Source organism: Saccharothrix sp. DSM 118769 (genome assembly GCF_052936295.1).
The window spans coordinates 2,818,303-2,833,306 of record NZ_CP193627.1 but is presented as its reverse complement, the minus strand read 5'-3'; the positions used below and the strand labels follow the sequence as shown (position 1 = coordinate 2,833,306).

Annotated in this window: 12 protein-coding genes; 7 read left to right on the top strand and 5 right to left on the bottom strand. The window is 73.6% G+C overall.

Annotated elements, in window-relative coordinates; translation table 11 throughout:
- Nucleotides 1–7: 7 nt before the first annotated feature.
- The gene (locus tag ACRAKJ_RS13000; protein WP_438926611.1) at nt 8–934 is read right to left on the bottom strand and encodes an alcohol dehydrogenase catalytic domain-containing protein; all 927 of its coding nucleotides are present in this window, start codon (nt 932–934) and stop codon (nt 8–10) included.
- A 265-nt stretch (nt 935–1,199) separates the two neighbouring features.
- On the opposite strand from ACRAKJ_RS13000, the gene ACRAKJ_RS12995 reads away from it, so the two are divergent.
- The 6 genes from ACRAKJ_RS12995 to ACRAKJ_RS12970 all read left to right on the top strand — a co-directional run bounded on the left by ACRAKJ_RS12995 (nt 1,200) and on the right by ACRAKJ_RS12970 (nt 8,139).
- Nucleotides 1,200–2,108, top strand: a complete 909-nt coding sequence (locus ACRAKJ_RS12995) for an ATP-binding cassette domain-containing protein (protein ID WP_438926610.1) — start codon at nt 1,200–1,202, stop codon at nt 2,106–2,108.
- A 10-nt stretch (nt 2,109–2,118) separates the two neighbouring features.
- Complete coding sequence (locus tag ACRAKJ_RS12990; protein ID WP_438926609.1) at nt 2,119–2,859, top strand: ABC transporter permease; 741 nt, start codon at nt 2,119–2,121, stop codon at nt 2,857–2,859.
- A gap of 3 nt (nt 2,860–2,862) precedes the next feature.
- Nucleotides 2,863–4,143 carry a histidine kinase gene (locus ACRAKJ_RS12985; protein WP_438926608.1) on the top strand — a complete coding sequence of 427 codons (1,281 nt, stop codon included), beginning with the start codon at nt 2,863–2,865 and terminating at the stop codon, nt 4,141–4,143.
- Nucleotides 4,140–4,769 (top strand): response regulator, encoded by a 630-nt coding sequence (locus tag ACRAKJ_RS12980; RefSeq protein WP_438926607.1) that lies wholly within the window; start codon nt 4,140–4,142, stop codon nt 4,767–4,769. The genes ACRAKJ_RS12985 and ACRAKJ_RS12980 overlap by 4 nt, the downstream gene beginning before the upstream one ends.
- Nucleotides 4,770–5,066: 297 nt before the next feature.
- Nucleotides 5,067–7,115 carry a TIR domain-containing protein gene (locus ACRAKJ_RS12975; protein WP_438926606.1) on the top strand — a complete coding sequence of 683 codons (2,049 nt, stop codon included), beginning with the start codon at nt 5,067–5,069 and terminating at the stop codon, nt 7,113–7,115.
- Between the two features lie 73 nt (nt 7,116–7,188).
- Complete coding sequence (locus ACRAKJ_RS12970) at nt 7,189–8,139, top strand: hypothetical protein (protein ID WP_438926605.1); 951 nt, start codon at nt 7,189–7,191, stop codon at nt 8,137–8,139.
- A gap of 40 nt (nt 8,140–8,179) precedes the next feature.
- Here ACRAKJ_RS12970 and ACRAKJ_RS12965 read toward each other — a convergent pair whose 3' ends face one another.
- From ACRAKJ_RS12965 to ACRAKJ_RS12950, 4 genes are read right to left on the bottom strand one after another with little or no spacing between them, the layout of a single operon-like run.
- Entirely contained in the window at nt 8,180–9,196 is a 1,017-nt protein-coding gene (locus ACRAKJ_RS12965; protein ID WP_447008950.1) for an NlpC/P60 family protein, read from the bottom strand.
- A 41-nt stretch (nt 9,197–9,237) separates the two neighbouring features.
- Nucleotides 9,238–9,723, bottom strand: a complete 486-nt coding sequence (locus tag ACRAKJ_RS12960) for a poly-gamma-glutamate biosynthesis protein PgsC/CapC (protein ID WP_447008949.1) — start codon at nt 9,721–9,723, stop codon at nt 9,238–9,240.
- Complete coding sequence (pgsB, locus tag ACRAKJ_RS12955; RefSeq protein WP_447008948.1) at nt 9,720–11,561, bottom strand: poly-gamma-glutamate synthase PgsB; 1,842 nt, start codon at nt 11,559–11,561, stop codon at nt 9,720–9,722. Before pgsB ends, ACRAKJ_RS12960 begins: the two co-directional genes overlap by 4 nt.
- Nucleotides 11,558–13,828, bottom strand: a complete 2,271-nt coding sequence (locus tag ACRAKJ_RS12950; protein ID WP_438926391.1) for a HAMP domain-containing protein — start codon at nt 13,826–13,828, stop codon at nt 11,558–11,560. Before ACRAKJ_RS12950 ends, pgsB begins: the two co-directional genes overlap by 4 nt.
- Before the next feature lie 239 nt (nt 13,829–14,067).
- Between ACRAKJ_RS12950 and ACRAKJ_RS12945 the strand changes: the two genes are divergently transcribed.
- Complete coding sequence (locus ACRAKJ_RS12945) at nt 14,068–14,928, top strand: hypothetical protein (protein ID WP_438926392.1); 861 nt, start codon at nt 14,068–14,070, stop codon at nt 14,926–14,928.
- Nucleotides 14,929–15,004: the final 76 nt, after the last annotated feature.

The window sequence follows — 15,004 nt, the reverse complement described above, 5'->3', positions numbered from 1 at the left end:
CGTGAGGTCAGAGCCTCATGTCGATGACGAGCTTGCCCGCCGCGTGGCGGGACTCGACGAGGGCCAGCGCCTCCCCCGCCCGCGCGAGCGGGTAGGTCGCCGTGACGTTCGGGTCGAGCCGCCCGGCGACCATCAGCGCGGCGACGCGCTCCAGGCCGCCGCGGTCGAGGCGGCGGCGGACGGGCACGCCGCCGAGTTCGGTCACCGACACGTCCCCGACCGAGACGAGCGCGTCCGGCTTCGCCGCCAGCGGGGCGACGGCGCGCAACGAGTCACCCCCGACCGTGTCGACCACGGCGTCGAAGCCGTCCGGGGCCAGCTCCCGCAGCCGGGCCACGACGTCGCCGGCGGTGTAGTCGACGAAAGCGGCCCCGGTGGCCGTCGCGCTGTCCCGCTTGGCCGCGCTGCCCGTGCCGGTCACGACCAGGCCGCGGTCCCGCGCGATCTGGGCGACGGCCAGGCCGACGCCGCCGCCGATCCCGTTCACCAGCAGCGACGCCCCGGCGGGCAGGTCGAGCTGGTCGAGGACGTCGAGCGCGGTGGTGCCGGCGACGGGGATGGTCGCCGCCCAGGTCTCCGGCAGCGCGTCGGGGATGCGGGCCGTGGACCCGGCGAGCAGCAGGGTCGTCCCCGCGTACGTGCCGGCACCGGTCAGGGCGAACCCGGTGACCCGGTCGCCGACGGCCAGGCCGGACACCTCGTCACCCACTGCCAGGACCGTGCCGGCGGCCTCGATGCCGAGGACCTGCGGGAAGGGGAGGTGGCCGTTCATCTCGCGGAGGTGGCCGGAACGGAGGTGGTGGTCGATCGGGTTGACCCCCGCGGCCGCGACGCGGACGAGGACCTCGGCGGGACCGGGCGACGGGTCGGGCCGGTCGAAGAACTCCTGTACGTCGGCGGGACCGAAGGTCCGGTACCCCAGGGCTGTGCTCATCACGGCTTCCTCTCTCGACGTCCTCGTTCGGCGATCGGCGATCGGCGTTCGGTGATCGGCGATCGGCCCGAGGACGTCACGAAGCTAAGCCGTGACACCGGTGTCAGGTTCCAGTCCGTGTGACGCGGGGAACACCCGGAGCTTTCCACCGGGGGCCTGCCCCTCCATCCTCCGATCGGAGGATGGAGGGGGTCTACCGCGTCCGCGGTGATCCCCGCCCGCGTGGTCGATCCGGCGCGTCCCCGCGGGCGGCAGGCTCCTCCGCATGGCGATCATCGAGGTACACGACCTCGTCAAGCGCTACGGCGACCACACCGCGGTGGACGGGGTCGGCTTCGCCGTCGAGCAGGGCGAGATCTTCGGCATCCTGGGTCCCAACGGGGCCGGCAAGACCACGACCGTCGAGTGCGTCGAGGGGTTGCGCACCCCGGACGGCGGGACGATCCGCGTCTGCGGCCTCGACCCGCGACGCGACACCGGCGAGCTGCGGCAACTGCTCGGCGCACAGCTCCAGGCGAGCGAACTGCCCGACAAGCTCAAGGTCCGCGAGGCGCTGGAGCTCTACAGCTCCTTCTACCGCCGGCCGGCCGACTGGCGGGAGCTGGTCGAGGTCCTGCGCCTGACCGACAAGCTCGACGCGCAGTTCCGGCGGCTGTCCGGCGGGCAGAAGCAGCGGCTGTCGATCGCGCTCGCCCTGATCGGCGGCCCGCGGGTGGCGGTGCTCGACGAGCTGACCACCGGCCTGGACCCGCAGGCCCGCCGCGACGCGTGGGACCTCATCGCGGGCGTCCGCGACCGCGGCGTGACGATCCTGCTCGTCACGCACTTCATGGAGGAGGCGGAACGGCTCTGCGACCGGCTGGCCGTGATCGACTCCGGTCGGGTCGTCGCCCTCGACTCCCCGGCCGGGCTGGTCTCGCGGATCGGTGACCGGCAGCGCCTCCGCTTCCGGCCGTCCGCGCCGCTGGACCACGCCGTGCTGACGGCGCTGCCCGAGGTCGCCTCCGTCGAGCAGGCCGGCGACCGGCTGATCGTGACCGGCACGGGCGACCTGCTGCTCGCGGTGACCGCCGTGCTCGCCCGCCACCGGATCACCGCGGCCGAGCTGCGGGTCGAGCAGACCTCGCTGGACGACGCGTTCGTCGCGCTGACCGGCCGCCCCGCCACCCCCTGAGGAGACCACCGTGCCCGCCCTGTCCCGACTCACCGCCACCGAGACCAAGCTGTTCTTCCGCGAGCCGGTGCTCGTGTTCTTCACGCTCGCCTTCCCGCCGCTCCTGCTGGTGGTCTTCGGCGCCATCCCCGCGATGCGCGAACCCTCCGACGACGCGGTCGGCCTGCGGGCGATCGACCTGTACGTGCCGATCACCGTCGCGCTGGGCCTGGCCCTGTTCGCGCTCAACTCCCTGCCCCAGCTGTTCGCCACCTACCGGGAGAAGGGCGTGCTGCGGCGGATGCGGACCACCCCGGTCGAGCCGAGGGCCATGCTCGGCGCGCAACTGCTGATGGCCCTGGCCCTGTCCGCGGCGACCGCGCTGGTCGTGCTCGCCATCGGCCGGCTGGCGTTCGGCGTGGGCCTGCCCCGGAACCCGCCCGCCTACCTGGTGGGCTACCTGCCCACGGCGCTGGCGATGTTCACGATCGGCCTGCTCATCGCGTCCCTGGCGTCGACCGGCAAGAGTGCCGGCGCGGTCGGGACGCTGGTGTTCTTCCCGCTCGTGTTCTTCGCCGGCCTCTGGTTGCCGCGCGAGAGCATGCCGGACGTCCTGCGCTCGATCAGCGATTTCACCCCGCTGGGCGCGGGCGTGCAATCATTGCAGGACGCCACGGTCGGGCACTGGCCGCAGCCGCTGCACCTGGCCGTGGTGCTGGGGTGGGCGGTCGTGGCCGGGATTCCGGCCGCGCGGTACTTCCGCTGGGAGTAGGTCGTGGGCGTCGAGGCGGAGTTGCGCGAGGAGTTCGACCGCTGGGAGCGCAAGGAGACCGCGGTCCTGAAGGTGCTCCCGTACCCGCTGCTCGCGATCAGCGTCCTGTTCACCCTGGTGCAGCCGCTCTGGGGCGCACCCGTGCACCTCCCCGCGGCGCTCGGCCTCTCCGCCGTGCTCACCGCGTGGGTGCTGTGGTTCCACACGCTCCACCCGGAGTCGCACCGCGACCACCCGCTGATGGGCCTGTACTACGCGGTGCTCGTCGGGTTGACCGCCTGCCTGGTGCTGCTCACGCCCTGGTTCGGCTTCTTCGCCTTCATCGGCTACGTGCACGCCTTCCAGTACCTGAAGGGCCGGTGGCGGTACGTCGGCGTGGTCGTCACGTCCGCGGTCACGGCGGTCTCCTACGTGGGCGGGGCGGACAACATCACCGCCGAGGGGTGGTGGAAGTGGCCCGCCATCAGCGTGATCACCACGGTGATCGCCACGACGGCCTTCCACGCCGACGTGATGTCCGACCGGCGCAACCACCGGCAGAAGCGGGCGCTGGTCGAGCTGCACAGGGCCAACGCCGAGCTGGAGACCGCGCTGGCGGAGAACGCGGGCCTGCACGCCCAACTGCTCGTGCAGGCCCGCGAGGCCGGCGTGCTCGACGAGCGGCAGCGGATGGCGCGGGAGATCCACGACACCCTCGCCCAGGGCCTCGCCGGCATCCTCACCCAGCTCCAGGCCGCCGAGCAGGCGTCGGACGAGCCGGCGACGTCGCGCCGGCACGTGGCGAACGCAGTGGAGCTGGCCCGCGAGAGCCTCGCCGAGGCCCGCCGGACGGTGCACGCGGTGGGACCGTCCGCACTGGCGGAGTCCCGCCTGCCGGAGGCGATCGGCGACGTGACCAGGCGCTGGTCGGAGGTGAACCGCGTCGACGCGGTGCTGACCACCACCGGCGACGCCCGGCCGATGCACACCGACGTCGAGGTGGCGCTGCTGCGGACCGCGCAGGAGGCGCTCGCCAACGTCGCCAAGCACGCGCGAGCCGGTCGGGTCGCGCTCACCCTGTCGTACATGGAGGACCTGGTGACGCTCGACGTGCTGGACGACGGGGTGGGTTTCGCACCCGACGCCCAGCGCGCCGGCGGTTCCCCGGACGGGGGCTTCGGGCTCGCCGGCATGCGGCAGCGGGTGCAGCGCCTCGCGGGGCGGCTGGACGTCGAGTCCGAGCCGGGCGGGGGCACCGCGATCACGGTGACGGTGCCCGCGATCCCCGCCGGGAGCGGCAGGTGATCTCGCTGCTGATCGTCGACGACCACCCCGTGGTGCGGGACGGGCTGCGGGGCATGTTCGGCGCCGACCCGCGCTTCAAGGTGCTCGGCGAGGCCGGTGACGGCGCGGAGGCGGTCTCGGCCGGGGAACGGCTGTGTCCAGACGTGATCCTCATGGACCTGCGGATGCCCGGCACCGACGGGGTCACCGCCATCAGGGAGCTGGCGAAGCGCGGCGTGCCGTCACGGGTGCTGGTGCTCACCACGTACGACACGGACAGCCACGTGCTGGCGGCCGTCGAAGCCGGCGCCACCGGCTACCTGCTCAAGGACGCGCCGAGGGAGGAACTGGTCCGCGCGGTGGAGGCCGCGGCGCGGGGGCAGGCGGTGCTCTCCCCCACCGTCGCGACCCGGCTCGTGGGACAGGTGCGCAGACCCGCCCCGGCGCCGCTGTCGCAGCGCGAGCTGGAGGTGCTGGAGCTGATCGCCGGCGGCTCGACGAACCGCGAGGCGGCGAAGCGGCTCCACATCAGCGAGACGACGGTCAAGACGCACCTGCTGCACGTGTACGCGAAGCTGGGCGTCAACGACCGGGCAGCCGCCGTGGCCACCGCCTTCTCCCGCGGCTACCTGGGACCGAAGGACTGACCACCGCTCCGCTCGCGGGAGTTCAGCGGTGGCCGGTTTCCCGGACCGAAACCCCGACCTGCGTGAACGACGTTCTCGGCGAGCACAAAGTCCGAACGAATCCCCCTCGACACAATACGAATGCCGAGCAATGCTCATTCCCCGTCGCCCCGAAAACGATTCCTCCCCCACTTCCCGCACTTATGCGGACAGGTAGCATGGAAATCGCCGACAAAGGGAAATGCGCGCCTCGGTCACCTTTCGGACGTGATGGCGCGCGCCTCGTCGATGCGATCACCGAAGCGGAGGATTGATCACATGGCAGGCGTGTTCGTCAACTACCGGGCCAAGGACAACCCGGTCGCCGCCGCCGCGATCGCCCAGGTGCTGAGCGACAACTTCGGCAAGGAATCGGTCTTCCGCGACTGCGTCTCGATGGACCCGGGCGAGCCCTACCCGCAGGCCATCCGCAACGCCCTGTACTCGGCCGACGTCCTGGTCGCCGTCGTCGGCCCGAACTGGATGGTGCGGGACCCGTCCACCGGGAAACCGCGCATCGAGTCCGAGGACGACTGGGTCAGGATGGAGATCGCCCACGCGCTGAGCCACGGCATCCCCGTCGTCCCGGTGCTGCTGCTCGACACCCCGGAGAACGCCACCACCCCGCGCCACCACGAACTGCCCGCCGACATCAAGCGGTTCGCCAGCATCCAGGCCGCGCGCTTCAGCCAGCGGCGGTTCGGCAAGGACGTGGCCGACCTGGTGGAGCGCCTGGTCGAACTGGTGCCCACCCTCGCGGTACCGCGGCTGTTCGTGCAGCCCGTGCCCGCGCCGGGCGCCGACGTGGCGCCCAGCGTGCTGTTGCGGGCGGAGCACGGCGTGGTGCCGTTCTCCGGTCGGCAGCGGGAACTCACGGACCTGACGGCGTGGGCCAACGACCCGGCCACCAGCGCCGTGCGCCTCCTCGTGGGGCGTCCCGGTTCGGGGCGGCGTCGGCTGGCGCTGGAGCTGTGCGACAGGCTGCGGCGCACCGGGTGGTTCGCCGGTGTGCTCGACGGGCAGGCGCCCGCGGCCCAGATCCGCCGCGCCGGCTCGGTCGACAGGCCCCTCCTGGTCGTCGTCCCGGACGGCGAGCTGCGGTCCGAGCAGTTGGCGGTGCTGGCGGAAGCGCTCGTCGACCGCTCGTCGGCGCGCGGCGCCCCGAGCAGGTTGCTGGTGCTCGCACGGTCGACCGGTGGCTGGCTGACCCCGTTGCGGGAACACGCCGACGACCGGGTCGCCGCGTTGTTCGGCGACGCCGACCGCGTCGGCCCGGTGGCGCTCGACGGTGTTCCGGTCGGCGCGACGCCCGAGGCGGCGGTGGCGGCGTTCGCGGACGCGCTCGGCCTGCCGGTGGCACCGCCTCCCACGAGCCGGGCGGAGACGGTGCTGGAACTCCACGCGCTCGCCCTGGGAGCGGTTCTCGGGTCGGCCGGTCACGAGGACCCGCCGGCCCGGGTGCTCGACCACGACCGCAGCCGGTGGCGCTCGGCGACCGACGACCGCGGTGCGCCGGGGACCGCGCGGACCGCGCTCGCGGTGATCGGGACGCTCGCCACGTTGTGCGCCCCGGCCTCGCGGGACCGGGCGGAGGCGCTGATCGCCAGGCTTCCCGACGTCCTCGGGGAGGACCCCGCGGCCGTGCGCGAGTACGTCGAACTCTGGTCGCGGCTGTACCCGGGACCGCACCCGGTGAACGCGCTGAGCCCCGACCTGCTCGGCGAACGCCTCGTCGCGGACACCCTGACCGCGCAGCCCCTGCTCGTGACGACCCTCGTCGCCGCGTTCCCGGACGAGTGGCTCACCTCGACGTTGACCGTGCTCGGCCGGGCGCTCACGCGGCACCGCGACCTGGTGCCCGTCGTCCAAGCCCTGTTCCGCGCGGCACCTCACCGGATCGAGCCGCTGATCTTCGACGTGGTCACCAGGTTGGAACACCCCGAGCCGCTGGCGAGGGCGGTCGCCCACGAGATGGGGAACGTCGACCGGCAAATGCCGGACGCCTTGTCGCTGCTCATGAAGCTCGTCGGCGGTGACCAGGCGCGCGACCCGTTGCGCGGCGCCCTCGTCGACGCGGCGCTCAAGGCGAACCAGGAGTTCATGGACCAGCTCAGGGAACACAACGGCACCACCGTGCCACCACGCCTCGCGCGCGTCCTCGACGCCCTGAACACCACGGTGCGCGACTTCCTCGTGGGCGGCGTCGACCCCGGGTCGGGGCGCATGCCGATCAAACCGGACGGGAAGCCGATCCTGCCGCCCGGCGCGTTCACCCTCCTCCGGGACCTGTTCCTCAAGCAGCCCAAGGACGACAAGAAGGACGGCTGACCCCGGTGCCGCCGAAGCACCGTGCGCACGGGGACGGCCCCGTCGGAGAAGCCCGAACCGCTTGGAGCGCGTCGTGAACAAGCACGAGAAGTTGGCGTGGTCGGTGGTGCGGCCACTGGAGCAGTACCTCATCCGGAAGAAGCAGGTGGGGAGCGGGGTCTACGACGTCCAGCTGGAGGTCCTGCTCGGCCGGGTCGACGTGCAGGTGGTGTCCGACCCCTTCGCCGCGGAAGCCTTCGAGCGGTTCAAGGTGTCGCCGGCCGACCCGCTCGTGACGCAGACCCTGTACCTCCAGCTGGTCCGGCACCTTCGCGACGACCCGGAGTTCGGCAGCCGGCTCCGCGAAGCGCTGCGCGGTGCTCCGGCCGGCACCCGCAGACCCCGCACGCGCCGCACCAGGTGGTTGGTGCTGTGGACCGCGGGCGTGGCGGTGCTGCTGCTGACCGGGTTCCTCTGGGGGCGCTCGACGAGCCCGCGGTGGCCAGGCGAGGCAGAAGCCCCGCCCACTGCCGAGACCTCCGCCCGGCCCGCCGGCACGCCCCCGGTGCCGTCCGGGACGACGAGCACCGCGGTTCCCGCGCCGACCGGTAAGCACAACAACGGCACGACCCCGGTGCTCCTCGAGACGCTGCCGAACCACTCCTGGCAGTTCGGGCACGGTGAGCGGGACGTCCGGGGCACGACCTACCCGTCATCGGTGTGGGCCGAGCTGCCCACCTGCGGGGAGGTGTCCGTCGAACAGCAGTTCCAGGTGACGGGCTTCCGGCGGTTGGAGGTCCCGGTCGTGGGGGCCGACTCCGCCACCGCCCGGGCATCCGTCAAGTTCGAAGTCCTGGGCGACGACAACAGGCGCTTGGAGGAGGTGGTGGTCGTCGAGGGTGGAGCGAGTGAGGTGGTCGTCGAGCTGCCGTACGACACTTCCACCATCACGTTGCGCAACTCGTTGGTGAACAACGACGTGCCGGACTGCGAACCGGTGCACGCGGTGTGGGGCTCTCCTCGGGTGCTCCCGGCAGGACGGTGACCGGTCCCAGGACGGTGACCGGTTCGGAGCCGACGTGCGGTCAGAGGCGCCTGGCCGACCGCCACGCGGTCGAGTAGAAGCCGCCGTCGTCCAGGAGGGAGGTGCCGCCGACGTCGCCCAGCGTGGGGCCGTTGATCCGTTCCCTGCTGGAGACGAAGCGGTGGTGGCCGCCGTCGTCGAGGCCCAGGTAGATGCCGACGTGGTCCAGGGTTTCCGGGTCGTCCTCCACCTCGAAGAACACCAGGTCGCCCGGTTGGAGCCTGCTGTAGTCGGTGGCGCGGCGGTGGTCGTCGGCCACGACCTGCACGCCCGGACCGAATTGCGAGATGGCATAGGCACGCCGGGGGATGCCCGGACCGGGCGTGTTGGTGGACAGCAGCGGCATTCCCAGGCGGTAGCCGAACACCAGGCGCACGTAGCCCGAGCAGTCCACGGCGCCGTAGCGGTCGCGCTCGGGCTGCGCGCTGCCGCCGTTGGCGAAGTCCCAGGGCACGCCCAGGTAGTCGTAGAAGTCCGACTGCTCCTGCCGACCTGCGCCGGACGCCTTGACCGGGCCGAACGAGGCGTCGCCCCGGAAGCGCACGCCGTTGGCGTCGGTCTCGTCGGGCATGTCGATCAGGTACTCGGTGGCGGTGGCGAGCACGTCGGGGCCGGTGTCCTCGCGCGCCCGCGCGAACCACTCGGTGAACCACGCCTCGTCCTCGGCGCCGGCGCGCCACGGCTGCGGCAGGAGCCGCACCCACGAGGAGGTGGTGACGGCGGCAGCGGTCGCCTTGGGTTCGCGGAACGACCGGGGCGGGCCGGTGAGCAGGGCGGTGCGGGCGTCGTCGGTGAGCACCGCCACGCTGCCGCCCGCACGGTCGCGCACGACCGTGCGGGCGGGGGCGTCGAGCCGTTCGTAGACCAGCTGGTCGGTGGGCGCGTCCGCCGCGACCGGGTCGTCGGTGCGTCCGCCGTCCGGGGCGCCGCCGGCGGGCGCGTCCGGCCACCAGGCGATCACGGCGACGACCAGGGCGGCGACCGCCAGCACCGCGACCCCGACCAACGTCACGCGCACAGGTCGCCGCTCCACCCGCATCCCCCTCCGCACCGACCGCTTCAGACCGTGGGCACCAGCCCGATGAGCACACCGCTCGCCAGCACGCCGTACCCGGCTGCGCTGACGGTACTGGTCGCGATCGCGGTGACCAGCGGCGGTTGCCGGACGAGCTGGTAGGCGATCAGGCCGGGCACCACGAACCCCAGCGTCTGGTGGGCGAACAGCAGCGGGAAGTCGTTCTGGATGAGCATGAACAGCGTCGTCTGGAGCAGCACGCCGGTGAGCACGACGGCGGCGAAGAGCCGCTTGCCGTAGAGGATGACCACGCGCTGCAACAGCTTCACCGCGCCGAAGGTGACACCGCTCATGACCACCACGAGCAGCGCGCGCCGGTAGTCCTCCACGAGGGTCAGCGCCAGCCAGCCGGGGGTGATCATGCCGCCGGGCGAGAGGTTGGTGGTGAGGTAGCACGCCAGGGAGAACACCAGGCCGATGGCCAGGCCGAGGGTGGCCACCTCCGGCAGGAGGAGGGATCCGTTGGTCACGACTGCTCCCTGGTCCGGGGGGTGGGGCGGTGGTCGGGGTGCCGCGGCGCGTCGCGGTCGGGGGTCTCGTGCCGCACGGGCTCGAAGAGGTTCCCGCGCGCGCCCTCGTCGGGCGGTGGGCGGTGGGGCGCGCCGGCCGGCGGGGTCGGGCGGGACGTCACGCTCTCGAAGCGCTCGGTCGCGGGAGCGGGGGCGGGGGCGGGGGCGGGGGCCGAGGGTCGGCGCGGCCGGTCCGGTGCCGGCGCGCGGCGGGGGTCGTCGGGCACCCGGCCCCGGGCGCGGTCAGCCGCGGGGTCCGCCGCCGGGTCGATGAACCGCGTCTCGGCCGACGCGGCGCGGCGCGGCCGGTCCGCGGGCACCCGGTGCTCGGTCGCACGGGGACGCGCCGGGGGTTCCTGTCCCGCCGGTCGGGACGGCCGTGCGGCGTCACCCGTCCCGCGCGGCGGGACGGGGTGCGGTGGCCTCCCCGGTGCCGGCCGCGCCCCGCCGGCCCCGGCCGGGACGGGTCGCGGCGGGACGGGGCCGGGTTGAACGGAGCCGGGCGGGACGGGCCGGGGCGGGACCGGGCGGGCGGTGCGAACGGACGGGGTGTCGGCGACCGGCGCGGGTCGGGCCGCCGGTCGCGCGACGGGTTCGCCCCCCGCGTCCGGCACCTCGTCCGCCGGCGGTTCCTCCAGGTGCTCGACCGCTTCCAGGAACACCTCGCCCTGGCCGTGGATGTTGCCGATGGCCACGAGTGACGCGGTCGACTCGATCTCGGCCAGGACGGCGTCCAGCAGCTCCTGCGGGCTCCGCGCCCCGCCGAGGTCGGTCACCCGGTCGCGCCACTGCTCGTCCACAGTGGACAGCGCGCTGCGGGTCGGTTCGCCGATGAGCACGACCCGGTCGGGGTCGATGCGCGCCACCAGGGCGCCCATCTGCTGGTTGCGCTCCACGCGGTCCGGCCGGCAGTTGATGACCACGTGCAGGGGGCGGCTGATGGAACCCTGCTCCAGCAACCGCTCGATGTTCATCAGGGTGGACTCGGGGTCGTTGGCGGCGAAGACGTTGGCCAGCTTGATCCGCTTGTCGCCCGCGACGCGGGTGTGCACGGACAGCACGCCCGGGTCCGGTGGGGCCGACCACATGCCCGTCAGCGCCGAGCGCCGGTTCACGCCCAGCAGCTCGGCGACCTTGAGCGCGATGGCGACGTTCTCCTTGAAGGTGACCCAGGTGAAGCCCGCCATGTCCTCGTCGGTGACCGACTCCGGGTCGACCGCGATCAGCTCGCAGTCCCGCCTGGCCGCCTCCTTCTCCAGGATGTGCAGCCGGTCCACCTCGGCCGTCACGCACACCCCGCCGACGGGCATGGAGCGGCTCAACGAGCGGGCGACGTCGTCGAGGGTGGGGCCCATCTCGGCGAGGTGGTCCTCGCGGACGTTGCACAGCACGCCGATGGTGGAGCGGATCAGCTTGCTCTGGTTGATCTCCTGGAGGTCGGGCATGACCGCCATGCACTCGATCACCAGCGCGTCGGACCGGTAGGCGGCGGCGCGGCGCACGATGCCGATCTGCTCGACGACGTTGGCGATGCCCCACTTGCGGTAGACGGGTTCCTCGCTGCCGTCGGGGTGGATGAAGCGGGCGGCCGTGCCGGTGGTCTTGGCCGTGGTGACCAGTCCCCCGCCGCGCAGCGCGCCCGCGCACAGGCGGGTGATGGAGCTCTTGCCGCGGATGCCGTTGACCAGGACCCGGTGCTCGATGCTGTTCAGCTCGGCGAGGTGCTTGCGCTGCTCGGCCACGCCCGCGATGAACATGCCGCCCGTGAGGAGGACGAAGACGACGTAGAGGTAGGTCACGCCGAGCCCTTCCCGACCCGGTCGCGGGGCGTGCGGGAGGCCGCGCGCACATCGGCGCGGGCATCAGTGCGGGCGTCGGCACGGGCATCAGTGCGGGCATCAGTGCGGACGTCGGCGCGCCGGGCGGGCCGGCGGGGCGGCGGGGTGTGCGCCGCGGGCTTCTCCACCGGCTTGAGGAACTGGGTGGGGTCGGTGGCCGCGCCCTTCGGCCGGCGCACCTCGCCGAGGCGGTCGGGGCCCTGGGTCACCGCCTGCCGGCAGATCTCCAGGCACGAGGCGATGGTGCCGACCTCGTCGTGCCGCTGGGGGTAGATGACCGACTTGAGGTCGCCGCGCACGAGGGCGTCCGCGGCGCGGGAGACCCGGCGCAGCGGGCCGAGCACGGAGAACAGCAGCCAGCCGTAGCCGAACAGCGCGATGAGCGCGGCGATCAGCGCGACCAGCTTCGCGTGGCGGCGGACGTCGTTGACGGGCAGGGCGAGTTCGGCGCCGGGCTTCTCCGACACCACGGTCCAGCCGAGCCGGCCGACCTCGCCGCCGAGCACGGCGGCGGCGGAGACGACACCGGGGCCGTCCTCGCCGGGCTGGACGTCGCCGACCGGGCCGCCGCGCTGGGCGCGGGTGGCGCCGTCCCGCAGCGCCGGGTCGGTGACCTGCTCGAACGCGATGAAACCGTCCGTGGCGCTGATGGTGCGGAAGTCGCCGTCGACCAGGCGGGCGTGGCCGGGCACGTGGCCCAGCAGGGTGCCGAGGTGCTCCAGGTCGAACTCGCCGATCAGCGTGGAGCCGCCCTCCAGCGGGACCTCGGCGAAGATCACCGGCACGCGGCCCGCCTGGTTCTGCTGGCGCAGGCCCGCCCCGGTCGCCGGGGGTTCGCCGATGCGCAGCGGCGGGCGCCCGACGGGCTCGCCGGACCGCCCGGAGCGGTCCACGAGGTAGAGGCTGCGGTAGCGGGTCTGGTCGGCCATCACCTGCTCCAGCGCCGCCCGCAGCGCTTCCGGGGTGCCCGCGCCGGCGGCGACGGCGGAGAGGTCGGCCAGGCCGTCGTTCATGCTGCGGCGCAGGGCGTCGGTGGCCTTGGCCGTCTGGGCGCGCAGGCCGGCGACGACGCCGGCGGGGATGTCCACCTCGGCGGGCCGGAAGGCCACGAGCATGCCCGCGGACCAGGCGAAGACCGAGAGGGCCAGCACGCCCGCGGTGGCGCGGGCGGTGACGCGGCGCCCGGTGACCGGCCGGCCGTCGCCGCTCCCGCCGGTCAGGCGGTCCAGGCACAGCTCGGCCGCGGCGACGACGCGGGCCACCTCGGCGGTCCGGGCGGGACGGACGGCGGTGTCCAGGTTCCCGGAGGCGAGGGAGAGCAGGTCGGCGCGCACGGCGAGGACGGGTCCGGTGAGCACGCGGCGCACGACCACGAACCCGACGACGGCCAGCAGCGCCAGGAGCACGGCGGGGACGATCCCCGAGGTGCCCGGCGAGCCGCTGTGCAGCGGGCCGTCGGCGACCGCGACCACGGCCAGGTCGAGGCTCTCGGGGCTGCTCGACGGGGCGACCCGCACGTGGGCGTAGGTCCGCCGGCCGCGCTCGCCCGGCGCGCCGAGCAGCACGCCGGCGCCGGCGGTGGACGCCTCGGCGGCCTCGGTGACGAGGCGTTCGACGTCCGGGGTGCGGCCCTGCGCCAGCGGGCCCGTCGCGGCGACGACCCGGCCGGCGAGGGTGGTGATCAGGAAGGACTGGCCGAGGGTGTCGTCGGCGTCCGGTTCCGGCAGCCGCACGGCCGTCGTCGCGGTGAGCAGCCGCCCGCCGGGCAGTTCGGCGGTGACGAGGAGGACGGGTTCACCGCCGGGGGCGACCGCGGAGGTCACCACCGCGCCCTCGACCGCCGCCGGGACCGACTGGACCGGGACCTGTTCGCCGCGTGCGGCCAGCAGCGAGCGGCCGGGGTCGGCGAGCACCGCCGCGCCGCGCCACCTGCGGTTGCGCAGCAGCGCGTCCAGCACCTGGTCGGCTCCGCCGGCGGCGTTGACGGACGCGGTCCGCAGCTCGGCCAGGCCCTGGTTCGCCGCCGCCCCGATGGAGCGGGCCGCGCCGAGCGCGATCTCCTGCTGGGAGTCGAGGAACGCGGCCGGCACCTCGTCGTCGCCGCTCGTGCTCAGCAGCACGCCGGTGGTCGCGGCCAGCGCCAGGAGCAGGACGAGAAGCAGCGCGGGAAGTGAGCGGACAGTCGCGGGAAACGCCGTTTCCGGTAATTGCTCCTGAAGGCGACGCACCCGGACGTCACCGACGGTAACTTTTTTGTGGCGCACGAAAAATTCTCCGACCCATCACCCGTAAGGAGAAGGGCGCGCCCCCGATCGCGCTACCCCCGTTGATACAGCCCGTAGATTGTGCACCACGGAAGTCGTCAACACCTAGTCCGATGGAGTTCAACGGTGCGTCGAACGAGCAAAACCGGTTACCATAGGTGAGCAATATTCTATTACCGCGTCGCTTCCCGTTTTTTCTCGCCGTGATCAGCATCTCGCTCGCCGGCTGTTACGCGAACGGCATTTCCGACGATGCGCCGCCGACGGTCGACCCGGGCGCGGGGATCGCCGAACGGGTCACCGCCTTCGCCGGCGCACCGCGCGAGGACGCGCCCTACCGACCGCCGGCGCCCGAGCAGCGGCGGGCGTTCGCCGAGGCGCTCGCGGACCTCGGCGCCACCCCGTCCGGCGCGGACGACGCCCTGCGGTCCCTCGGGTTCGCCGTGGCGCGCGCCGTGGACGAGGGCACCGGCCGCCCCTACGCCCTCGCGACCACCGGGTCCGACACCGAGCGCGGGTGGGGCCTGTACGTGGTGGACCTGTCCCGGCCGGTGCGCGTCGCCGTGCAGGTCCCCCACCCCGCCAACGACCTGCGCACCGCGGAGATCGGCCTGGACCTGTTCCGCCGCGTGCCCGGCGCCGTGCTCTCCGTCGCGGGCACGCACCGCCGCGCGGCGAACGGGGCGGGCGACGCGGCGCACCGCGCGGACACGATGTTCCACGCCGCGGCCGAGCGGCACTCGCGCGACCGCGTGCCGCAGGTGCAGCTGCACGGCTTCGACGACGCCAGCCTCCCGGGGGCGGACCTCGTGCTCTCCCCCGGCGCGGCGCGGGAGGACCCCCTGCTGGAGGAGGTCGCCGACGCCCTGGACGAACGGCTGCGCGTGTGCCGGGCGTGGGCGCGCGACTGCGGCGACCTGGAGGGCACCCGCAACCGGCAGGGCGTCACCGCCGCGGAGCACGACGCGTTCTTCGCGCACGTCGAGGTCAACCGCACCACCCGGGACTCCCCCGACCGCTGGGAACCCGTCGTCCGCGCCCTCGGGCGGGCCCTGGACCGCTGACACCCCCGACTCCCCGACTCCCCGACTCCTCGACTCCTCGACTCCTCGACACCCGAGCGTTTTCTCGTTACCACGA

What these genes read in the sequence shown, in the direction of transcription:
- ACRAKJ_RS13000 (WP_438926611.1), bottom strand. Translation starts at nt 934, where the DNA reads ATGAGCACAGCCCTGGGGTACCGGACCTTCGGTCCCGCCGACGTACAG.
- ACRAKJ_RS12995 (WP_438926610.1), top strand. Translation starts at nt 1,200, where the DNA reads ATGGCGATCATCGAGGTACACGACCTCGTCAAGCGCTACGGCGACCAC.
- ACRAKJ_RS12975 (WP_438926606.1), top strand. Translation starts at nt 5,067, where the DNA reads ATGGCAGGCGTGTTCGTCAACTACCGGGCCAAGGACAACCCGGTCGCC.